Source organism: Streptomyces sp. LUP30, from assembly GCF_001746365.1.
Lineage (GTDB): Bacteria > Actinomycetota > Actinomycetes > Streptomycetales > Streptomycetaceae > Streptomyces.
Genome location: NZ_MJAJ01000005.1, coordinates 16,037 through 35,450, shown reverse-complemented (window position 1 = coordinate 35,450; position 19,414 = coordinate 16,037). Strand labels below are relative to the sequence as shown.

Sequence of the window (19,414 nt, the reverse complement as noted above, 5' to 3'; positions counted from 1 at the left end):
GCGCCGTCGACCCGGCCACCGTCAACCGGTATGCGTCAACGCCGCCTCGGCCGACCGCTGTCGCCCCGGGCTTCGTAGCCGCAGGCCATGAGCGTTCGACGACCGGGCCCACGGGCGGAGAGCCACCAGCGGGACGGCCGCGAGGACGACGAGAAGGGGAGCCCGCCCGTTCGATCGAGACCGGCGCTCACGGTTCGGGGTGGGCGTCGACGAGTTCCGGCTCCAGCCCCTCGCTCACCTCGGCGTGGGCCCGGCCGGCCTCGGCGCGCCAGGCCTCGAAGGCCCAGGCGGTGAGGGTCACGACGGCCAGGCCGAGCAGCCAGCCGCCCACCACGTCGCTGAACCAGTGCACGCCGAGCGCGACCCGGGTGAAGCCCACTCCGAGCACCGACACCACCGCGACGCACCAGCACACAGGACGCCAGGCGCGCGGCGCCACGGGCAGCAGGACCAGCAACAGCACGGCGAACGACGTGGTGGCCGTCATCGCGTGACCGGACGGGAAGGAGAATCCCGGGGCGTGCGCCACCGGATCCTCCAGGGACGGCCTGGCCCGCTCGACCACCGTCTTGACCAGGAGCCCGATCAGTCCGCCGGCCACCGCCGTCACGGCGGACCAGGCGGCCAGCCGCCAGGCCCTGCGGTACAGCAGCCAAACGGTGAGCAGGGCGACGGCCGTGCGCAGGACGGCCGGGTCCCAGACCCAGTCGGACAGGAAGCGCAGGACACCGGTCCATGCCGGATGGGTCACGGCCGTGTGGTGCAGTCGCTCGGCGGCGCCCGCGTCCAGGCGGCGCAGCGGCCGCCACTGGCCCTCTACGAGGACCAGCAGCAGCGCGAAGGGCACGGCCGCGACGGCGGCGACGAGGGCGGCTCCCAGCAGCCGGGCGCCGAATCTGCGGTCGGCTGTCCGGCGACGGTGGTCTCGGAGGTGCCGGACCGCGGCTCGCACAACCATTCAGACTCCAGGATCGGGTTCGATCGGTTCGGACCGCTGGGCTCGCGCGGCTTCCAGCTGCGCGGCGAACGCCAGTCCGAGGAAAAGGGCGATGGAGGTCAGATAGGCCCAGAGCAGCAGCGACATGAAGGCGCTGAGCGGGCCGTAGACCGTGTCGAAGGAGCCGCTGATGCCGAGGTAGAGGCTCAGCAGCCAGGTCAGCGCCGTCCACAGCACCAGGTACACGGCGGCGCCGAAGGCCAGCCAGGTGTATCCGGGCTGTTTGCGACGGGGTGAACGGCGGAAGATGACGCTGGCCGAGATGAGCGCGAGCAGCAGCCCGGAGGGCCAGCGCAGTATCTCCCAGGCTGTCTGTGCGCCGCCGTCGAGCTGGTAGACGCTCACCGCCGCGGACGCCAGGTCGCCGCCGGCCACCATGACGATGAACCCCAGTCCGAGCGGCAGTCCGGCGATGACGGACATCACCAGACCGCGCAGGTACTTCTGCCGGAACGGGCGGTCGCGCTCGTTGCCGTAGATCCGGTTGGCGCCGCGCTCCACCTGGCACATCGCGGTGGTGGTGTTGACCAGGGAGAAGAGCAGCCCGAACCAGAGGGCGACCTGCGCGCCGTCGCCCGCCGTGCGGCGGCTGCGGCCGAGCGCGTCGTCGACCACGTCGGCGCTGGGCCCCTCGGCCATCCGGTGGATGGTCAGTTCGGCGATCCGGCCTATGTTCTCGGTGTGCAGCGTGGTGGACAGTCCGACGAACGCGATGGCCAGCGGGATCACCGACAGGACCGTCTGCAGGGCGAGCGCACGGGAATGGGTGAAGCCGTCGGCATACCGGAAACGGACGAAGGAGTCGCGCAGCAGCGCCCAGCTGCCGTAGCGGCGCAGCGACATCAGCGCCTCGTCGGCGGACAGTTCGTCGCCGGTCATGTCACGCGTCTCGGGGACCGTGGTCGCCGTACCCATGTCACGCACCTTCCGACGGCAGCAGCACGGTCAGCGCACCGGGCCTGACCTCGGCGTTCAACAGGCGGCCGGGCGTCACCGGATCACCGTCGAGCTCTCGGGACTGCGGGTCGCCGAAGGTCAGTTCGGCCCGTCGGAACGTGAAGAACTCCACCGGCACGCCCCGTCCGTCGTCGCCCTGGGCCGTGACGGTGTCGAGGGCCGACGGCCGGCGCGTCGTCTTCGCACGCCCGCGCAGCAGCGTCGCCAGTGCGCGCATCCAGCCGCCTGCGCCGCGCGGGTCGAGGATGAGCAGATCGAGCAGACCGTCGTCGGGGCGGGCGGCCGGCAGCAAGGTCGTCCCGCCCTGCACGGTGCCGACGTTGCCGATGAGCACCATGCGGGCCGTGCGGTGCAGGGCGGGCGCCTCGTCGAGCCGGACGGTCAGGCGCATCCGCGGAGTCCGCAGTGCGCCGACGCCCGCCAGGACATAGGCGGGCCAGCCCAGGACGGACTTGGCGCGGTCGTCGGTGTGCTCCATGATCGCGGCGTCGAGGCCGGCCCCGGACATCGCGGCGAAGTGGGTGGCGGCGAGGCCGTCACCCTCGATGCGGCCGAGGTCGATGCGGCGCGGGGCGCCCCGCAGGGCGGCGTCGAGCGCGGCGGTGGGGGACAGCGGCAGACCGAGGTTGCGGGCCAGCAGATTGCCCGTGCCACAGGGCACCAGAGCCAGCGGCACGCCGCTTCCCGCCAGCGCGTCCGCGGCCGCCCGCAGGGTGCCGTCGCCGCCGCAGACCACGACCAGTCGTGCGCCGTCACGGACCGCGGCGGCCGCCTGACCCGTGCCCGGGTCCTCCGCCGTGGTCTCGACGAACACGGGTGCGCGGTGACCGTGGCGTTCCAGGACCTCGCGCAGCGCCTCGCGGTCGGCTTCGCCGGTGACCGTCGGGTTGAAGATCACCGCAGTGCGGCCGCGACCCGGTGCGCCCGGGTCTGACCCTGCGCCCTCGGCGGACGGCGCGGGGCTCGCCCCGACCGGAGCCGTTACGGTCCCGTCGGTGAACAGGGCACGACCGACGATCAGCAGGGACAGGCCGCCGTTGGCCAGACCGCCCACGACGTCCGTGGGGTGGTGCATGCCCCGGTAGAGGCGGGCGACGGCCACCATCACCGGCATGAGGAGCAGCAGACCGCCCACGATCCGCCGCCACGGCCCGCGCAGCCGGGACAGCGCGAGCACCGCCAGGCCGCCGTAGAGCGCGGTGGCCGCCCCCGTGTGCCCGGACGTGTAGCTGGAGGTGGGCGGTGAGGCGTCAAGACGGTCCACGTCGGGGCGATGACGGTCCACCGACTCGGTGATGACGAGGAACACCAGCGACTGGAGCGACACGGCGACGGCGAGGAACGAGGCCTGACGCCACATCGGCAGACGGGGGATCAGGATCAGACCCGCACACGCCAGGACGGTGACGGCGATCACCGTCAGGGTGTCGCCGGCTTCCGAGCCGAGGTACGACATCGTGGTGAGGGTGCCGGTCCGGGCGTGCTCGAAGCCCTCGTTGACGTCGTCCTCGACCGTCAGCGGCCACAGTCCCCGGGCGGGTCCGGTGATGAGCAGCCCGAGTCCCACCATCAGCGCGCCCTGGCACACCGTCAACGCTGAGATGCGCGCGGCGGTTCGTCCCACGCCTCGGGGCAGCGCGAACGAGCGGCCGGTCCGGGCGGCTCGCGGTCTCTCGCCGGGCAGTTCGGCCGGTCTTTCCGGTGCGGCGGTCGGCATCATGTCTCCCACGGGTCGGCGCGGTACGGCGGTGTCGGCCAAAGGCGTTGAGGCCGATCCACCGTCTGCCCACGATGTCCCGGCGCAGACCTGCCGCTGGTGAACTGCTGATCAGCGGGCAGCGCCCGGCCGCACAGCAAGGCGGGGACGGTCACGAGGGGGACGGCCCGGGAGCCGGATGCCGATGTCAGCCGCGAGGGCGGCGGGGCGCCTGCGGCCGGTGGTGTCCGGCGGTGTCGGCCGTGAGCAGTCGGTCGGTCCCCGTGAGGGCGAGCAGGTGCCGCGGCTGGTGGCGCAGGCCGGTCAGGGTGAGACGACCGCCTTGCGCCTGGAGGCGTCGGCGCAGCAGCAGAAGGAGGTTCAGGCCGCTGGAGTCCATGAACGACACACCGGAAAGATCCATCTCCAGTGAGGTGCAGTGCTCCGGTACGAGGGAGGCGGCCTGCGCGAGCTGGGGGTGTGTCTGAAGGTCCATGTCTCCGGCGACGGTGATCACGGTGCGGGTGGGATGGTGCTGCGTCGTCACGCCGAAGACGTTCACGGTCCGCCCCTCTGTTCGGGGTCGAGCCCATCACGCCCCGTGAGGACGAGGGCGTCGAGCACGCGTAGTGGGGCGCGTGCAGCCGAGCAGGACGACCCGTACCGCGTCCCGGTCACGTGGTGACCTTCGAGGGCGGCGCGGGGTCTCCTACCGGACCAGGCTGGTTGTCCTTGCAGCGTCGCACAGTCCGCCCGGCTCCGACAGCCCGTCCCGGTGGCCGAGCGGTGAGCAGGTCACCGGTTTCCTCGAGCGGAGGCGGATGCGGAGGCGGATGCGGCCGGGGCGGCGCGCAGGTGTGAGCAGCTCCCTTCCTCGGCTGTCCTGGGGATGCGCATGCGGCGCAGCAGACCCCGCGTGAGGCGGGTTTCGAGCGTCGTGCGCCAGGCGACGCCGGGGTGCCGGGAACGGAGGTGCGAGAGTGCCCTGGTGCCCAGCCCGCAGTCGCGGAACGGTTCGTCGATGACGACGTCGGTGATCACACCTTCGGCGCACTCGTCGCAGGCCCGGTAGGTCACCCGACCGACCACTTTGCGGATGTGCACCAGCAGCAGGCACTCCTCTCCCGCGCCCACCGGCGCCGACGACGGAAGCAGCTCGACGCCGCGGTAGGCCAGAACCCGCCGATGCCACCGGCCCCCTCGTCGTCCGGTGCGCCGGTGCTTTCCCTCGGGCTGTGTCCGTGCGGCGCCCTCGCGCACAGGCCGACCGTGTGCGTTGCTCGTGGCGTACATCTGGTTTCCACGCATTCCCGGCGGCTGCCCCGCAATCGCATGCCTTATGCGCGAAGCCGTCCGCCCGGGCCCCCGATCGGCGGTCGGCGACGCAGGACGCCGGCGCTTCGACCGGCGTCCGCCATGACAAGCTGTGCATTCCACTGCCCAGTGCCAGGAGGTCTCCATGACCGCAGAGTCAGCATCGCCCGAAGGCTCGGAGCCGGTCGACGGCGAGAGCGGTTCCCTCTCGCCCGACGACGACGGCCAGTACGACTTGAAGCGCAGGTTCCGCGAGGCTCTGGCGCGCAAGCGCGGCCTGCAGGGGGACGCCGGTGACGGCGCCGCGAACGCCGGCACGTCGAAGATTCACGGCGCGCACGGCCCGGCGGCGAGTCAGCGGTCGTTCCGTCGCAAGAGCGGCGGCTGATCCGTACGCCTCGGTAGTGGCCACCGGACGGGGCAGGCCGGTTCCGGACGATGACCGTGCGGGAGGGACGCGGACTCCGCAGGGCTTCGACCCGGCCGTGCGGCCACGCGGCGATCTCCGGCCCTGCGCACTGCTTCCGCCGACCGTCGCCGCCCCCGTCCGGGCTGTCTTCCCCTCCAGGGCGGCCCGGCGGTCGGCTGCACCGATCACCTTCACCTGACGGTGGCGAGGAGGCGTTTCCCTCCGGTCGGTCCGACGGGCCGAGTGAACTCCCTAGTCCTCGGCTGTGCGTGCGGTGAGGTCCTCGTCCGTGATCGCGCGGATCACCCGGCACGGTGCTCCGACCGCGACGGACATCGGGGGGATGCTGCGGCTGACGACGCTGCCGGCGCCGATCACCGACCCGTATCCGATCCGGACGCCCGGCAGGATCACCGCGTTGCTGCCGATCCACGCCTTGTCCTCGATCACGATCGGTTCGGAGAACCGTCCGAAGTCGACGCGTCGCGAGGGGTGCACCGGGTGGCCCGTGGTGGTCAGGGTCACGCTGGGAGCGATCATGACACCGTCGCCTATGCGGATGTCCACGTCGTCGACGAATGTCAGGTTCACGTTGCCGAAGAAGTCGTCGCCGATGTGGACGTTGCTGCCGAACCCGGCGTGGAAGGGGGGCAGCAGGATCGTGCGCTCACCGACCGAGCCGAAGATCGCGACGAGCAGTGCTCGGCGTTTCTCCGTTTCGCTCGGCGGGGTTCGGTTGTACTCGAAGATCTGGTCCGTGCGGCGGCGAGGGGCCTGGAAGGCCGCTTCCGACTCGGTGTAGACGAGCCCCTTGGCGATCCGAGCCAGGACTTCTTCCTCGTGAGTGTCCGTCACAACGGGATGCTCCCTTCGCCGAAATCCTCGGGCACCGGCCCCGACGCGCCCCGGGCCGACCGCGCGTTCCGAGCCTACGTGTAGGCCGCACACACCATGGGTCTTTCCACGAGTGTTCTCGAACCGCAGGGTGTTGCCCTGGCGGAGCCGGGTGGGCTCCGCCAGGGCGGGCAGACCGTCACGGCCTGTTGCGCGTCCTGCGTCAAGGTGCCGTCCTGACGGCCCGGGCGTCGTCCGGGCCGGTGGTCGGCGGGCGGCAGGGGAGGGTCAGCGGGTGAAGGTCTTCCGCAGCTCCTTGAGGGAGGCGCAGTTGGAGCCGCTCACCTGGACGGTGGTGTTGGCGATGCCGCCGCCCCAGTCGACGCAGTGGCCCTTGCCGACGACGTAGGTGGGACCCGCGAACGAGGTGTAGTGCCCGTAGTCGTCGTCGCCCTTGCCGGTGTCCGGCACGTAGATCCAGGCGGACATGTCCACGGCGTTGCCGGGGTTGCTGCGGATGGTGGCGACGCAGTTGTTGCCGTTGGCGGCGTTGTAGGTGAGGTAGACGGTGCCCAGCGAGCCGACGGCGGCGGAGTTCACGGTCTTGTAGCCGCTTCCGCAGACCTTCTGCGGGGTGGTGTTGGGTGTGGCCGACGCGGGTGCCGCCAGGGCGGTCGTGGCCCCGACCGCCAGAGCGGCCAGTGTGGCGGCGCCCAACATGGTGTGAGTGAAGCGCATATTTCCCCCTTGTGTACTTAGGAGTTGGTTACTCCTGCCTTATGTGACCGGCGAGCTGTTCGGATGGTTGTGCCGGAATTGCTGCCGTTTTCGGTCACAACTGGCGGCGCTTTTGGCTGAGTTGGGGCGCAACCGAAGGGGCGGTGTGCGGCGCGCAGCAGGTAGACGGCTGAGATGGGCACGGGCCGGTGGGAACGAGGGGGCCTTCACTCGGTGACGGACCGTCGCCCAGGGACCTCGTCCAGGTTCAGCCCCGTACGGCGGCACAGGGCCGGCCGTCAGCCGGCCGGCCCTGTGCCTGCGGACCGGTGATCCTGGTGACCGGATGGCGCGTCAGCACCAGTGGGTGTGGTGGCAGGGGTTCCAGCCGTGACCGTCGGAGCCGTTCGAGTCGTTCGAGCCGTTCGAGTCGCGGGGGAAGCCGTCGGGAAAGGTGCTCGTGCGGTTGCGGTCGCCGGGGTAGGGATCTCGGTAGTCGGGATCGCCGTCGTCGTCGCGGTCGGAGAGCCTCGCCGAGGTGCCGACTCCGCGCCGGGACTCGGGGCAGCCGTTGGCGGGGGAGGAGAGGTAGAGCGTCACGTCCGCGTCGGTGCGGATCGCTTCGCCCTGCGCCGGGTCATGGGCGCACACGCGCCAGGCGTCGTACTTCCCCTCCTCCGGCAGCGTGTCGTTGACGTACGCCTCCCGGGCCCGGACGCGATCGGCGGGCACCCCGAGAGCGATGACCTCCTTGCGCGCCTGCAGCCAGGTCTTCCACACCAACTCGGGCATGGTGGGCAGCGGCAGGGGGCCGCCGTCCCGCGTGGGACACGGGTCGCCCCGGCGGACCGCGCCGAGGTCGACCGTCCGCTCCGCGCCGGTGCCCGTCTCGTTCTGGAAGCACACCGTCCACAGCCCTCGCGAGCTGAACTCGATGTGCTCACCCTCGTCGGACGCGTCGTGGAACACGACGGTGGCACCGGTCCTGACGATCCTGATGTACGCGACTTCCAGACTCTTGCCGCGGAAGTCAGCCAGCGGCCTCCTCGATACCGCGGGGGCGGCGGACACCGAGGGAACCGCCGAGGCGGGAACCTGCTGCACAGCAGCCCTGCGGTCCTGCGCCCCGTCCTTCGCAGGAGCAGGAACGACCGCGCCGAGCAGTGCCGCCGCGGCGATCGTCGCCACCACCTTGCCCTGCTTCGACCAGGGATTCTTCCGCCACAGGGCGACGATGGCCCCGGCGAGCGCGACCGCACCCAGCCCGGGCGTGATCAACCCGCAGATCGGCACGGCGGCGATGAGTCCGAGGCGGGCCGAGTTCGTCCGCAGCCACCTCGTCCGGGCCGTGTTCTCCGACGGGTGGGCCGGCTGCGAGGGGTCCGGAGAGGGGAGTGGGCCAGACAAGGGGACGTCCTTCGTGCTCGTGCAAGTCGTGCCCGCGCATCGTACTGACCTGGCACGATGACGCCCCGGCCGGCCCCGGGAACATCCCGGGAGCAGCGGCTCGCCCTCCTCGGCGACTACGGCCCCGGCACGTCCGCCCGCGGACATCGCTCCGGCCACCGGGGCCGCGACGCCTCGGTCCCACCTCCGCTGCCCGCCGGCCAGCCACCTCGTCGACGAACCGACGGCAGGGGCGCGTTCAGAACACGTTGATGGCAGACGGTCCGCGCTCAGCGCGGGTCAGGGCGCGGAGCAGGGCTGCTCGGCCGTGGCGCCGGGCGGCGAGCTCGGTCAGCAGCGCAACCACGGGATCGAAGGCGGCCCGGGGAAGCCTCGGCGCGCTGAGGCCCACGCTGACTGCCAGGTCGTCCATGGGTACAGCCAGCTCGACCATCCGGGTCAGGAGGTCCCACGAGGCGGCCACTTCCGGTGCGTCCAGCAGGGACACGGCCTGCGCGGCGCTCTCCACGTAGGCGTTCTGCAGACCCACTGGCCCTCCATGACTCGGCGCGCTCCGCCGGCTCGCCGTCGCGTCGCATTGCTCAGTCGAGGCAGAACTCGTTGCCCTCGATGTCCTGCATCACGATGCAGGACTCGTTGTCCTCGTCGGCGAGGAGGACTTGTACGCGTGTCGCGCCGAGCGCGAGCAGCCGTGTGCACTCGGCCTGGAGTGTGGCCAGCCGTTCCTCGCCCACGAGTCCGGTGCCGACCCGTACGTCGAGATGCACCCGGTTCTTGGCGGTCTTGCCTTCCGGGACGCGCTGGAAGAACAGCCGCGGCCCCACGCCCGAGGGATCGCTGCATGCGAACCATGCTCCGCGTTCCTCGGGCGGCAGTGAACGGTCGTAGGCGTCCCACGTGTCGAAGCCCTTCGGCGGCGGCGGTACGACGTAGCCCAGCACCTCGCACCAGAAGCGAGCGACGCGTTCGGGCTCGGCGCAGTCGAAGGTGACTTGGAACTGCCTGATCGATGTCATCGGATCACCGTAACGGGGGGTGCTGTCCTGCTCAACTCCCGGCATCGACGGGGGTGGTGACCGTGTGCTCCCCGACGGCGCCTTCCTCGGTCGGCCGGGGGTACCGGTGCACGTGTGGCCTGCACGTCACCTCCGGCACCGCGGCTGCCCTGCCGTCGGAACGTCCCTGTTCCGTAAGGGTTTCATGGTTCCGCACCCGCCACGTGTCCAGGTGGGATGGGGACATGAAACTGCACGTGTCTCCGCCGGCGTTCCGGGGCCGGTTGCACGATTCCCGCACGGCGACCTCGATCGGCCGCTGGCTGGGGGCGGCGTTCGCGGTGTGCTTCGTCACCGGGCTGATCAGTCACTTCATGCAGCATCCGCCCGGCTGGCTGGCCGACGGCATCCCGAGCCGCCCGGTCTGGGGGTACCGGTTCACGCAGGGCCTGCACGTCGCCTCCGGCATCGCGGCGATCCCGTTGCTGCTGGCCAAGCTGTGGACGGTGTATCCGCGGTTGTTCGCCTGGCCACCGCTGAAGTCGGTCAAGCACGCCCTGGAGCGGCTGTCGGTGGGGGTACTGGTCGCCGGCGCCGTCTTCGAGCTGGCGACCGGGCTGCTGAACACCGCGCAGTGGTACCCGTGGCCGTTCTCCTTCGTGCCGGTGCACTACGCGGTGGCCTGGCTGGTGGTCGGGGCGCTGGTGCTGCACGTGGCGGTCAAGGCGCCGGAGATCAGCGCGCACTGGAGTCGCCGGTCGCCGGGGACGCTCGCCCTGCCCGCGCAGGACGGACCGGACCGGCGCTCGCTGCTGGCCTCGGTGGGCGCGGCGGTCGGAGCCGTCACGCTCACCACCGTGGGCCAGTCGTTCACCCCGCTGAAGGACTTCCTGCTGTTCGCACCCCGGGACCCGGACAAGGGGCCGCAGTCGCTGCCGGTGAACCGGACGGCGGCGGCGGCCGGTGTCGGCCGGATCGCCGACGAGGCGTACCGGTTGGTGGTCGCCGGTCCGCAGCCCTACACCCTCACCCTGGACGAGCTGCGCGCTCTGCCGCAGCACGAGGTGGAGCTGCCGATCGCCTGTGTGGAGGGATGGAGCAAGTCGGCGCGCTGGGGCGGCGTACGCGTCGTGGATCTGCTGGAGCGTGCCGGGGCGCCGGCCCATGCGCGGGTACGGGTGGTCTCCTTGCAGCTGAGGGGCGGATACCGGGTGTCGGAGATGGGCCATGAGCACGCCCGTGACCCGCTGACCCTGCTCGCCCTGCGACTCAACGGCGAGGCACTCGACCCCGACCACGGATATCCGGCGCGGCTCATCGCCCCGAACCGCCCGGGTGTGCTGCAGACCAAATGGGTGGGCCGACTGGAGGTGACGGCGTGAAGGCGCTGCGGGTGGTGGTGGGTAGCGTCGGTGTGGCCCTCATGGGCGTGGGGGCGTCGCTGCTGACGGACGTCCGTGACCCGGCCGACGTGCTCGTCTGGCTGGGAGGCGCGGCACTCCTGCATGACGTGCTGATCGCCCCGGCGGTGCTGCTGGTCGGGCTGGTCGTGGTGCGGGGCGGCACGCGGGGGCCGGTGCGCGGGGCCCTCCTCGTCGCGGGCGCGTTGACGGCCGTGGCACTTCCCGTGCTGCTACGGCCGGGAAGGACGGCCAACCCGTCGGTGCTGCCGCTGGACTACCCGCGCAACTGGCTGATCTCACTGGTGGCCGTGGTCACGGTGACGGCGCTGTGGGCGGCGGCACGGGGGTTCGCACGCGGACGGCGGCGGCCTGATCGGTGACGTGCCGTGCTGGTCGGGCCGTAGGAAGAGCCGTAGGAAGAGCTGTGGCAAGAGCTGCCGGGCGCGCCCTGGGAGTGACGTCTTACGGGTGTCTTACGCCTACCGGGTGACCGGGTCGGAGCACTGCCGGGCCCCTAGCGTGAGCGGATGCGATCTCTGCGAACTGCGCGCGTCACGGCGCTGGTCACCGCCCCTCCGCTGCTGTTGGCCGCCGCGGGCCTGGTGCACCCCCGGCATCTGACGTCGGCGACGGCGGGTGACTGGGCGGGCCTGCACATCGTCCTGCTGCCCGTCTTCCCTCTTCTCGTCCTCGGGCTGGTGGTCCCGTTGTGGGGACGGCCGCGCCGGGATGCGGACGGTGTTCTGACGGTGCTCGCGTGGGCCGGATGCGCCTGCTTCGCCGCGTACTACTCCGGCCTGGACGCGGTGGCCGGCATCTCCGCCGGAACGGTGGTCGACCACGGCGTCCACGGGGCGGCCGGGCGGCTCTTCGCCACCGGCGACGAGTTGGGCCGGACCGGGGTGTACGGACTGGCCGTCGCCTCGCTCGCCGCCTGCGCGGTGCTGTGGCGGCGGCACGGTGCGCGGATCCTGCCGGGCGCGGCCGTCCTGTTCGCCGCCTGCTGGTCGTTCGTGGACAGCCATATCTTCTGGCCGAAGGGCGTGTTCACCATGCTGGGCTTCGCCGCGGCCTTCGCCCTGCTGACGGTCGCGGCGGCCCGGCCGGCTGAACGGATGCGGGAGCCGGAAAGGCTTACGAACCCCTGACGTCCGCGAGCTGAACGGCCCACGACCGGCCGGGGGCCCCTACGGTCGGTGGCATGTTGATCCTGGTCACTGGAGGTGCGGGCTTCATCGGCTCGCACATCGTCACCGCTCTCGTCGCCGCCGGGCACGAGGTCCGCGTCCTCGATGCACTGCTGCCCGCCGCACACCGCACGGCGCCCGAGATCCCCGACGGGACGGACTGGCGACACGCCGACGTCCGCGACAAGGAGGCGGTGGCCGACGCGCTGCGGGGGGTGGACGCCGTCTGCCACCAGGCCGCGATGGTCGGACTGGGCAAGGATTTCGCCGACGCCCCGGACTACGTGGGCTGCAACGACCTCGGCACCGCGGTGCTCCTGGCCGGGATGGCCGAAGCGGCGCTGCGGCGCCTGGTCCTGGCGAGTTCGATGGTGGTCTACGGCGAGGGGCGGTACGAGTGCTCCCGGCACGGCGTCGTACGGCCCGGACCGCGCAGGGTGGCCGACCTCGAGGCGGGAGCCTTCGAGCCTCCGTGTCCGAGCTGCGGGGAGCCGCTGGCCGCCGGTCTGGTGGGAGAGGACGCTCCGGCCGATCCGCGCAACGTGTACGCCGCCACCAAGCTGGCCCAGGAGCACCTGGCCGCCGCCTGGGCGCGGGCGACCGGAGGGCGGGTCGCCGCCCTGCGCTACCACAACGTGTACGGGCCGGGAATGCCCAGGGACACGCCCTACGCGGGCGTCGCCTCCCTGTTCCGGTCCGCCCTCTCACGCGGCGAGGCCCCGCGCGTCTTCGAGGACGGCGGCCAACGCCGCGACTTCGTGCACGTCCGGGACGTCGCGGGCGCCAATCTCGCGGCCCTGGACGGGCTCGCCGGGTCCCCGGACGGCGGGCTGCGGGCGTACAACGTCGGAAGCGGAGAGCCGCACACGGTGGGGGAGATGGCCGGTGCGCTGGCCGAGGCGTACGGCGGGCCGACGCCGGTCGTCACGGGGGAGTACCGGCTCGGCGACGTCCGCCACATCACCGCCTCCTCCCAGCGGCTGCGCGACGAGTCGGGCTGGAAGCCGCAGGTTCCCTTCACGGAGGGCATGACGGAGTTCGCCTCGGCGCCGCTGCGGGCCGGGTGAGATCGTCCGCACGTTCCACGACGACGGCAGGGCCGGCCCGGGTCACCCACCGGGCCGGCCCTGCCGTCGTCGTCCTCAGATCGCTGCCGGCGGGTGCGTCTCAGACCACCGCAGGCAGGTGCACCTCGAACCGGCAGCCGCCCGGCACGTTGCACACCGCCGCGCGTCCCTGGTGGGCCTCCACGATGCCCCGCACGATGGCCAGGCCGAGCCCCGCGCCGGCCGGCGGGGTGCGGGCGTCCGTGCCGCGCCAGCCGGTGTCGAAGACGCGGGGCAGGTCCTCGGGGGCGATCCCGCCGCAGCCGTCGGTCACGGACAGCACGACGCGGTCGGCCTCGCGGTGCGCCGAGACGGCGACCGTGCCGTCGGCGGGCGTGCGGCGGATCGCGTTGACGAGCAGGTTGGCCAGGACACGGGACATCTCGCGGCCGTCGACCTCCACCGGCACGGCGTCGACGCCGTGGCCCACGAGCCGCACCCCGTGTTCCCTGGCCAGCGCGTCGACTCCGGCGATGGCGTCGCCGACGAGGTCGTACACGGACATCCGGGTCGGCGAGAGGGCCAGTACCCCGGCCTGGATCCGGGACAGTTCGAACAGGTCGCCGACCATGCCGCTCATGCGGCCGACCTCCGCGCGGATGCGGGTGAGGTACACCCGGGGATCGTCGACCATGCCGTCCTCGAGGGCCTCGGTCATCGCCTGCAGACCGGCCAGCGGGGTGCGCAGGTCGTGGGAGATCCAGGCGACCAGTTCACGCCGAGAGGTCTCGAGGGTCCGCTCCCGTTCCCGGGAGGCGGCGAGCTTGTTGCTGGTGGCGGCCAACTGGCGGCTCAGTTGAGCGAGTTCTGCCGTCGGCGCGGCGGCCGGCGGAGTGAAGCTGCCGTCCTCCCCGAGGGCGCGCGTGGCTTCCGCCAGATCCCGGCTGCCCCTGACGACGCTGCGGCCCAGGAGCAGCGCCACGACGAGCGAGACGACCGCGGCCATCGAGCACACCATCGTCACCACCCACAGGTCGTGCTCGGAGAGGAACATCGCGCGCGACACCAGCATGGTCCCGGCGAGCATCGCCGCCACGGTGACGGCGGCGACCACGGCCAGGGACACGGAGACGGACCGGTTGCGCAGCGCACGCAGGGCCGCCGCACCCACCAGTCCGGCGCCCGCCGCGCCGATCGCCGCGTAGAGCGCTATGAGGAGCGTGTCACCGACCATCGCCGACCCCGCCTTCCTGGCTCCCGGGCGGGTCGAAGCGGTAGCCGACGCCCCACACCGTGCTGATCAGGCGCGGGCGGGCCGGGTCGTCCTCGACCTTCTCGCGCAGCCTGCGCACGTGCACGGTGACCGTCGACAGATCGCCGAACTCCCAGCCCCAGACCCGCTGCATCAACTGCTCCCGGCTCGTCGCCCGCCCGGGGTGCCGGATGAAGAACTCCAGCAGGTCGAACTCCCGGATGGTGAGGGCCAGTTCGACGCCGTCGCGGATCACGCGCCGGGCGGTGGGGTCCAGGGCGAGGGGTCCGGAGCGCAGCCACGGCTCCGCCGCCCCGGCGGGGGCGGTCGGCGCGCCGGACCGGCGCAGCACGGACTCCACCCGCAGGACCAGCTCCCGGGGACTGAAGGGCTTGGTGACGTAGTCGTCCGCGCCGACCTCCAGGCCGAGGATGCGGTCCTCCTCGTCGCCGCGCGCGGTCAGCATGATCACCGGGAGCGGCGCGTTCGCACGGATGCGGCGGCAGACCTCCAGCCCGTCCATGCCGGGCAGCATCAGGTCCAGCACGACCAGGTCGGGCTTGCGGCGGGCGGCCTGCGCGACGGCGGTGGGGCCGTCGGCGGCCACGTCCACGGCGAAGCCCGCCCGGTCGAGATATCCGGCGACGACCTCGGAGACGGTGGGGTCGTCATCGACGACGAGTACGCGTTTCACATACCGAGTCTCACACCAGGAACCGGCCCGCGACGGACGCGACGGGTGACGTCAGCGTTCCGTAAGAACACGAAATCCCTTATGCCGTTTTTGCGTCCGTACAGTGAGTGAGGTGATCAACACATCCCCCCCTTCCGTGGACGTCGTGCTGCCCTGCCTCGACGAGGCCGAGGCCCTGCCCTGGGTGCTGGAGCGGATTCCGCCCGGCTGGCGCGCGATCGTCGTCGACAACGGCTCCTCCGACGGTTCCCCCGACATCGCCCGCGACCTGGGCGCCCACGTGGTCCACGAACCCCGGCGCGGCTTCGGCGCCGCCTGCCACGCGGGCCTCACCGCGGCGACGGCCGACGTGGTCTGCTTCTGCGACTGCGACGCCTCCCTCGACCCCGGACTGCTGCCGACCGTCGCCGCCTCCGTCCTCGACGGCGCCGCGGATCTGGTCCTGGGCCGACGCCGGCCCACCGCTCTCGGCGCCTGGCCCCTGCACGCCCGGCTCGCCAACCTGGAACTGGCCCGCCTCGTGCGCCGTCGCACCGGGCTGCGCCTGCACGACCTGGGGCCCATGCGCGCCGCCCGACGGGAGGCGCTGCTCGCCCTGCGCCTGACCGACCGGCGTTCCGGCTATCCGCTGCAGATGGTGGTCCGCGCCGCCGACGCCGGCTGGCGGGTGACGGAGACCGATGTGCCCTACCTTCCGCGCGCGGGCCGCTCCAAGGTCACCGGCACCTGGCGCGGCACCTGGCAGGCCGTGCGCGACATGCGCACCGTGCTCGCCGAGCCGCCGGCCGTCGCGCCGGCCCTCGACGCGAGCGTTCCGGGAGGCGCCCGATGAACCCCCGCCGCACGACCGCCGGCTCGCCCACCCTGCTGGTCATCGCCAAGGAACCGGTGCCCGGACGGGTCAAGACCCGGCTCACACCGCCGTACACGCCGCAGGAGGCCGCCGTTCTGGCCGAGGCCGCCCTGACCGACACCCTGCACGCCGTGCTCCGGGCGCCCGCCCGGCGCCGGGTGCTCGTCCTCGACGGGACCCCCGGCGGCTGGCTGCCGCCCGGTTTCGAGGTCGCGCCCCAGGGATCCGGCGGCCTCGACGAGCGCATCGCCGCAGCCTTCGAACTCTGCGACGACGGCCCGGCCCTGCTGGTCGGCATGGACACCCCGCAGCTCACCCCGGACCTGCTGGCCGAGGTCGGCCGCGACGGGCACGACGCCTGGTTCGGCCCCGCCGCCGACGGCGGCTTCTGGGCCCTGGGCTTCGCCGAACCGGCCCGCGCCGGCGCCCTCGTCAGGGGCGTGGCGATGTCCACCGACCGCACCGGAGCCGTTCAGCGGCGCAGGCTCGTCGACGCGGGCCTGAGCATCGGAGGACTGCCGACGCTGCGCGACGTGGACACGGCGGCCGACGCCGCCTCGGTGGCCGCCTGTTGCCCGCCCCGCTCCCGCTTCGCCACCGCCATGGCCTCGCTCGCGCAGGCCGTCCGTTGAGCGGCGTCGCGCAGGACGCGCGCACCACTGTCACCGCCCGGACCGAGACAGGCGAGCGGACACCGCCCGAAGAGGACCACCTCCATGTGACGCTGTCCTCCCCGCTCCCGGCGAGCGGGCGACGCGCCGACCGGTACGCGCCCACCGAACCGGGGGAGCCCTGGACGGACGACCCCTACGGGCGTGCCGTGCGACTCGGCCGCGGTCCCCTGTACCTGCGCCGCATGACGACGCCTCTCGCAGGGACGCCCGACCTGCTGCCGCTGGACGTGGAGCGCTACTGCGCCCCGCCCGACGCCGCCGACACCGACGTACTGCACCGGTGCAGCGGGCCCGTCCTGGACGTCGGGTGCGGTCCGGGACGGCTGGTCGCCGCCCTGGCCGCCCGCGGCATGACCGCGCTCGGCGTGGACGTCAGCCCCGCCGCCGTCTCCCTCACCCGGCGACAGGGCGGAACCGCCCTGCGGCGCTCCGTCTTCGACCGGCTGCCCCGAGAGGGCCGCTGGGGCACGGTGCTGTTGATGGACGGCAACGTCGGCATCGGAGGCGACCCGACGGCGCTGCTGGTCCGCCTGCGCGTACTGCTCCGTCCCGGCGGGCGCCTGCTGGTCGAAGCGGCCCCGCACGACGTGGACGAACGCCTCACCGTCCGCGTCGAGGACGCCGACGGCCGCCACGGACGCCCCTTTCCCTGGGCCCGGGTCGGCGCCACCGCCCTGCTGCACGCCGCCGACGCGACCGGCTGGATCCTCACCGGCCGGTGGACGAGCGACGACCGCGTCTTCCTCGAACTCCACCGCCCGGCCGGGCGGACCGACGCTGTACATCCCATGCGCCGCGGAGGTACGAGCCGCCCATGACAACCGCCAGCCCGCGCCTGCGGGATCCCGGTCACCCCGCCCCGTCGGCGTCCCCGGGCCCCACCGCACCCGCCGCTCCACGGGGCGGGGGCGCCCGTATCGCGGTGACCGCGGTCCTGGTCGTCGCCGTCGCCGTCGTCGTCGCGGGCACCCTCCACAAGGGCGACCACGAGAGCACCCCCGGCCGCCTGCTCGGCGGCTACGCCCTCGCCTGGACGCTGTTCGCCGCGGCAGTGTGGACCGTGCGCAAGGTCCCGGTCCGCGCCGCGACCGTCCTCGTCCTCGCCGGCGCGGCCGCGATCGCCCTGGCCGGACTCACGGCGCAGCCCCGCACCAGCAACGACATGTACCGCTACGCCTGGGACGGCCGGGTCCAGGCCGCCGGGATCTCTCCGTACGCCCACCCGCCGGCCGCACCGGAACTCGCCCCCCTGCGCGACGACTGGCTGTTCCCCACCCGGGCCGCCTGCGAGGGATGGGGACTGACGCACACGGCCAAGGGCCTCTGCGTCCGCATCAACCGGCCCACCGTCCCCACGATCTACCCGCCCGTGGCCGAAGGCTGGTTCTTCGCGGTGCACACCCTCTCCCCTCCCGACAGCCGCCACAAGCCGCTCCAGGCCGGGGGAGCGGTCCTGGCCTTCGGCACGACCCTCGCCCTGCTGGCGGTGCTGCGCCGGCGCGGCGACCCGCAGCGGGCCCCGGCCCGGGCCGCGCTGTGGGCATGGTGCCCCGCTGTCGCCCTGGAAGCGGTCAACAACGCCCACATCGACACCCTGGGCGTGCTGTTCGTCGTGCTCGCCCTCGGTACCGCCACCGCCGGGACCCGCCGCGGCGCGCTGCTCGGCGCGGCCATCGCCGTCAAGCTCCTGCCCGTCCTCGTCCTGCCCGGCGCACTGTCCGGGCAGCGCGGTCCGCTGCGCGTCCTGCGGGTCGTCGCCGCGGCTGTCGCAGCGGTGGCGCTCGCCTACCTGCCCTATGTCGTGAGCTCCGGCGCGGGCGTCCTGGGCTACCTCCCCGGCTACCTCCACGAGGAGGGCTACGAACCCGGTCACGTACGCCGCTTCGCCCTGCTGAGGCTCGTGTTGCCCGACGCGGCCGCAGGCGTGACCGCGGCGCTGCTGCTCGCGCTGGCCGCGCTGTACGTGTGGTGGCGGGGAGACCCGGCCCGCCCCTGGCGCGGCGCCCTGCTGGTCACCGGTACCGCCCTGCTCCTCTTCTCGCCGAGCTATCCCTGGTACTCCCTGCTGGTGGTGGCGCTCGTGGCCATGGACGGACGCTGGGAGTGGCTGACCGTCACCCTCGCCGGCACCGCCCTGTACCTCGGCGGCCGTCTGCTGCCCGGTTTCCCTCTCCAGGCCTGGGCCTACGGCATTGCGGCCGTCGTGATCGCCGTCGGAGCGTGTCTGCGCTCCGACGGGGGCCGCCGCCTGCTGCGGCACCGCGTCGACCGGCCCTGACGCGTCCGGACCCGAGACCCCGCCGGCGTCAGACTCTCCAGGAGCGCAGGACGTCCGAGACGGCGTAGATCGAGAGACGGGCCTCGCGGATCTTTCTGACGAGGTCCGAGAAGCCCCCGTAAGGGGGATCGATCCCTTCCCCCGACTGGTCCATGTACTGGCCCGCGACGAAGGCGGCGAAGAGGCTGTTGCGGTGCGGCAACGGCTCCAGGCGCACGACGGTGTGCAGAAGGGCGGCCGCGCGCCAGGCGACGTCGGGGTCGGAGGCCGCGAGCGTCGGCATACGCGTCCGGTGCCGTGCGACGGCCGCCACCAGCGCCGAGTAGTCGGTGACGGACACGTCGTCGTTGCCGAGGGCGGCCTCCTGGACGTCCAGGAGCCAGGGGACGTCGACGTAGAGGATGTCGCTCATCAGGCGGCAGCAGCTCCCTGGCCGCGCTGCGACGGGGGAACCTCGTCGGGGAACGCCTCGTCGAACTCGGCACGGAGCCTCTCGGCCCATGAGGCGGCGCCGGCGACGAACTGCTTGCGGTGCATCTCGCGGACGCCGAGGTCGTGCATGTACTGCTTCAGGCTCTTGCCCTCGGCCGCGGCAGCCGTACGCACGCCTTCCATTTCCTCGTCGGTGAAGGTCACATTCAGTGATGGCATACGAGCAGGGTACCTAGCAGGTACCTGATGCTGCCAGTCTCTCGCGAGTG

At 72.7% G+C, this 19,414-nt stretch carries 23 protein-coding genes; 9 read left to right on the top strand and 14 right to left on the bottom strand.

Features of this window, described 5'->3' with window-relative positions; genetic code table 11:
- Positions 1 to 187: 187 nt before the first annotated feature.
- From BG482_RS06335 to BG482_RS44995, 5 genes are all read right to left on the bottom strand, one after another.
- A complete protein-coding gene (locus tag BG482_RS06335) occupies positions 188 to 958 on the bottom strand; it encodes a phosphatase PAP2 family protein (RefSeq protein ID WP_069767872.1) in 771 nt (256 codons plus the stop codon).
- Positions 959 to 1,912: a YihY/virulence factor BrkB family protein gene (locus tag BG482_RS06330; protein WP_069767871.1), complete on the bottom strand. Its 954-nt coding sequence runs from the start codon at positions 1,910 to 1,912 to the stop codon at positions 959 to 961.
- Between the two features lies 1 nt (position 1,913).
- On the bottom strand, positions 1,914 to 3,671 hold the full coding sequence (locus BG482_RS06325; RefSeq protein WP_069768039.1) for a diacylglycerol kinase family protein: 1,758 nt from the start codon (positions 3,669 to 3,671) through the stop codon (positions 1,914 to 1,916).
- Between the two features lie 187 nt (positions 3,672 to 3,858).
- Positions 3,859 to 4,212, bottom strand: coding sequence for an STAS domain-containing protein (locus BG482_RS06320; RefSeq protein WP_069767870.1), 354 nt, complete (start codon positions 4,210 to 4,212; stop codon positions 3,859 to 3,861).
- A gap of 233 nt (positions 4,213 to 4,445) precedes the next feature.
- On the bottom strand, positions 4,446 to 4,943 hold the full coding sequence (locus BG482_RS44995; protein ID WP_256096283.1) for a hypothetical protein: 498 nt from the start codon (positions 4,941 to 4,943) through the stop codon (positions 4,446 to 4,448).
- 166 nt (positions 4,944 to 5,109) lie between these two features.
- On the opposite strand from BG482_RS44995, the gene BG482_RS06310 reads away from it, so the two are divergent.
- The gene (locus BG482_RS06310; RefSeq protein ID WP_069767869.1) at positions 5,110 to 5,352 is read left to right on the top strand and encodes a DUF5302 domain-containing protein; all 243 of its coding nucleotides are present in this window, start codon (positions 5,110 to 5,112) and stop codon (positions 5,350 to 5,352) included.
- 273 nt (positions 5,353 to 5,625) lie between these two features.
- On the opposite strand, the gene BG482_RS06305 is transcribed toward BG482_RS06310, so the two are convergent.
- The 5 genes from BG482_RS06305 to BG482_RS06285 all read right to left on the bottom strand — a co-directional run bounded on the left by BG482_RS06305 (position 5,626) and on the right by BG482_RS06285 (position 9,347).
- On the bottom strand, positions 5,626 to 6,228 hold the full coding sequence (locus BG482_RS06305; RefSeq protein WP_069767868.1) for a sugar O-acetyltransferase: 603 nt from the start codon (positions 6,226 to 6,228) through the stop codon (positions 5,626 to 5,628).
- Positions 6,229 to 6,495: 267 nt separating this feature from the next.
- Positions 6,496 to 6,945, bottom strand: a complete 450-nt coding sequence (locus BG482_RS06300) for a spore-associated protein (protein ID WP_069767867.1) — start codon at positions 6,943 to 6,945, stop codon at positions 6,496 to 6,498.
- A 333-nt stretch (positions 6,946 to 7,278) separates the two neighbouring features.
- Positions 7,279 to 8,331 (bottom strand): hypothetical protein, encoded by a 1,053-nt coding sequence (locus BG482_RS06295; protein ID WP_069767866.1) that lies wholly within the window; start codon positions 8,329 to 8,331, stop codon positions 7,279 to 7,281.
- A gap of 238 nt (positions 8,332 to 8,569) precedes the next feature.
- Positions 8,570 to 8,860 carry a hypothetical protein gene (locus tag BG482_RS06290; RefSeq protein ID WP_069767865.1) on the bottom strand — a complete coding sequence of 97 codons (291 nt, stop codon included), beginning with the start codon at positions 8,858 to 8,860 and terminating at the stop codon, positions 8,570 to 8,572.
- 52 nt (positions 8,861 to 8,912) lie between these two features.
- Positions 8,913 to 9,347, bottom strand: a complete 435-nt coding sequence (locus tag BG482_RS06285; protein WP_069767864.1) for a VOC family protein — start codon at positions 9,345 to 9,347, stop codon at positions 8,913 to 8,915.
- 224 nt (positions 9,348 to 9,571) lie between these two features.
- Between BG482_RS06285 and BG482_RS06280 the strand changes: the two genes are divergently transcribed.
- From BG482_RS06280 to BG482_RS06265, 4 genes are all read left to right on the top strand, one after another.
- Positions 9,572 to 10,708, top strand: a complete 1,137-nt coding sequence (locus BG482_RS06280; RefSeq protein ID WP_069767863.1) for a molybdopterin-dependent oxidoreductase — start codon at positions 9,572 to 9,574, stop codon at positions 10,706 to 10,708.
- Positions 10,705 to 11,109, top strand: coding sequence for a hypothetical protein (locus tag BG482_RS06275; protein ID WP_069767862.1), 405 nt, complete (start codon positions 10,705 to 10,707; stop codon positions 11,107 to 11,109). Before BG482_RS06280 ends, BG482_RS06275 begins: the two co-directional genes overlap by 4 nt.
- A gap of 147 nt (positions 11,110 to 11,256) precedes the next feature.
- The gene (locus tag BG482_RS06270; RefSeq protein WP_069767861.1) at positions 11,257 to 11,877 is read left to right on the top strand and encodes a hypothetical protein; all 621 of its coding nucleotides are present in this window, start codon (positions 11,257 to 11,259) and stop codon (positions 11,875 to 11,877) included.
- 53 nt (positions 11,878 to 11,930) lie between these two features.
- Positions 11,931 to 12,983: an NAD(P)-dependent oxidoreductase gene (locus BG482_RS06265; RefSeq protein ID WP_069767860.1), complete on the top strand. Its 1,053-nt coding sequence runs from the start codon at positions 11,931 to 11,933 to the stop codon at positions 12,981 to 12,983.
- A 100-nt stretch (positions 12,984 to 13,083) separates the two neighbouring features.
- Here the strand turns inward: BG482_RS06265 and BG482_RS06260 are convergent, their stop codons facing one another.
- Both BG482_RS06260 and BG482_RS06255 read right to left on the bottom strand, forming a co-directional pair.
- A complete protein-coding gene (locus tag BG482_RS06260) occupies positions 13,084 to 14,196 on the bottom strand; it encodes a sensor histidine kinase KdpD (RefSeq protein ID WP_069767859.1) in 1,113 nt (370 codons plus the stop codon).
- The gene (locus BG482_RS06255) at positions 14,186 to 14,908 is read right to left on the bottom strand and encodes a response regulator transcription factor (RefSeq protein WP_069767858.1); all 723 of its coding nucleotides are present in this window, start codon (positions 14,906 to 14,908) and stop codon (positions 14,186 to 14,188) included. The genes BG482_RS06260 and BG482_RS06255 overlap by 11 nt, the downstream gene beginning before the upstream one ends.
- A 112-nt stretch (positions 14,909 to 15,020) precedes the next feature.
- Here BG482_RS06255 and BG482_RS06250 point away from each other — a divergent pair, with 112 nt between their 5' ends.
- The 4 genes from BG482_RS06250 to BG482_RS06235 all read left to right on the top strand — a co-directional run bounded on the left by BG482_RS06250 (position 15,021) and on the right by BG482_RS06235 (position 18,713).
- Entirely contained in the window at positions 15,021 to 15,740 is a 720-nt protein-coding gene (locus BG482_RS06250) for a glycosyltransferase family 2 protein (protein ID WP_107450410.1), read from the top strand.
- The gene (locus BG482_RS06245) at positions 15,737 to 16,393 is read left to right on the top strand and encodes a DUF2064 domain-containing protein (protein WP_069767857.1); all 657 of its coding nucleotides are present in this window, start codon (positions 15,737 to 15,739) and stop codon (positions 16,391 to 16,393) included. Before BG482_RS06250 ends, BG482_RS06245 begins: the two co-directional genes overlap by 4 nt.
- 92 nt (positions 16,394 to 16,485) lie before the next feature.
- Positions 16,486 to 17,253 (top strand): class I SAM-dependent methyltransferase, encoded by a 768-nt coding sequence (locus BG482_RS06240; protein WP_069768036.1) that lies wholly within the window; start codon positions 16,486 to 16,488, stop codon positions 17,251 to 17,253.
- Positions 17,250 to 18,713, top strand: coding sequence for a glycosyltransferase 87 family protein (locus BG482_RS06235; protein ID WP_069767856.1), 1,464 nt, complete (start codon positions 17,250 to 17,252; stop codon positions 18,711 to 18,713). Before BG482_RS06240 ends, BG482_RS06235 begins: the two co-directional genes overlap by 4 nt.
- Positions 18,714 to 18,741: 28 nt before the next feature.
- Here the strand turns inward: BG482_RS06235 and BG482_RS06230 are convergent, their stop codons facing one another.
- Together BG482_RS06230 and BG482_RS06225 are read right to left on the bottom strand one after the other, a co-directional pair.
- Positions 18,742 to 19,125 (bottom strand): toxin Doc, encoded by a 384-nt coding sequence (locus BG482_RS06230; RefSeq protein WP_069767855.1) that lies wholly within the window; start codon positions 19,123 to 19,125, stop codon positions 18,742 to 18,744.
- Positions 19,125 to 19,364 carry a hypothetical protein gene (locus BG482_RS06225; RefSeq protein ID WP_069767854.1) on the bottom strand — a complete coding sequence of 80 codons (240 nt, stop codon included), beginning with the start codon at positions 19,362 to 19,364 and terminating at the stop codon, positions 19,125 to 19,127. The genes BG482_RS06230 and BG482_RS06225 overlap by 1 nt, the downstream gene beginning before the upstream one ends.
- Between the last annotated feature and the right edge of the window lie 50 nt (positions 19,365 to 19,414).

Excerpts from the sequence above, each read along its gene's own strand:
- BG482_RS06245 (WP_069767857.1), top strand. The coding sequence starts at position 15,737 with ATGAACCCCCGCCGCACGACCGCCGGCTCGCCCACCCTGCTGGTCATC.
- BG482_RS06270 (WP_069767861.1), top strand. The coding sequence starts at position 11,257 with ATGCGATCTCTGCGAACTGCGCGCGTCACGGCGCTGGTCACCGCCCCT.
- BG482_RS06280 (WP_069767863.1), top strand. The coding sequence starts at position 9,572 with ATGAAACTGCACGTGTCTCCGCCGGCGTTCCGGGGCCGGTTGCACGAT.
- BG482_RS06310 (WP_069767869.1), top strand. The coding sequence starts at position 5,110 with ATGACCGCAGAGTCAGCATCGCCCGAAGGCTCGGAGCCGGTCGACGGC.
- BG482_RS06285 (WP_069767864.1), bottom strand. The coding sequence starts at position 9,347 with ATGACATCGATCAGGCAGTTCCAAGTCACCTTCGACTGCGCCGAGCCC.
- BG482_RS44995 (WP_256096283.1), bottom strand. The coding sequence starts at position 4,943 with ATGTACGCCACGAGCAACGCACACGGTCGGCCTGTGCGCGAGGGCGCC.
- BG482_RS06230 (WP_069767855.1), bottom strand. The coding sequence starts at position 19,125 with ATGAGCGACATCCTCTACGTCGACGTCCCCTGGCTCCTGGACGTCCAG.
- BG482_RS06300 (WP_069767867.1), bottom strand. The coding sequence starts at position 6,945 with ATGCGCTTCACTCACACCATGTTGGGCGCCGCCACACTGGCCGCTCTG.
- BG482_RS06335 (WP_069767872.1), bottom strand. The coding sequence starts at position 958 with ATGGTTGTGCGAGCCGCGGTCCGGCACCTCCGAGACCACCGTCGCCGG.
- BG482_RS06225 (WP_069767854.1), bottom strand. The coding sequence starts at position 19,364 with ATGCCATCACTGAATGTGACCTTCACCGACGAGGAAATGGAAGGCGTG.
- BG482_RS06325 (WP_069768039.1), bottom strand. The coding sequence starts at position 3,671 with ATGCCGACCGCCGCACCGGAAAGACCGGCCGAACTGCCCGGCGAGAGA.
- BG482_RS06260 (WP_069767859.1), bottom strand. The coding sequence starts at position 14,196 with ATGGTCGGTGACACGCTCCTCATAGCGCTCTACGCGGCGATCGGCGCG.
- BG482_RS06330 (WP_069767871.1), bottom strand. The coding sequence starts at position 1,912 with ATGGGTACGGCGACCACGGTCCCCGAGACGCGTGACATGACCGGCGAC.
- BG482_RS06235 (WP_069767856.1), top strand. The coding sequence starts at position 17,250 with ATGACAACCGCCAGCCCGCGCCTGCGGGATCCCGGTCACCCCGCCCCG.
- BG482_RS06265 (WP_069767860.1), top strand. The coding sequence starts at position 11,931 with ATGTTGATCCTGGTCACTGGAGGTGCGGGCTTCATCGGCTCGCACATC.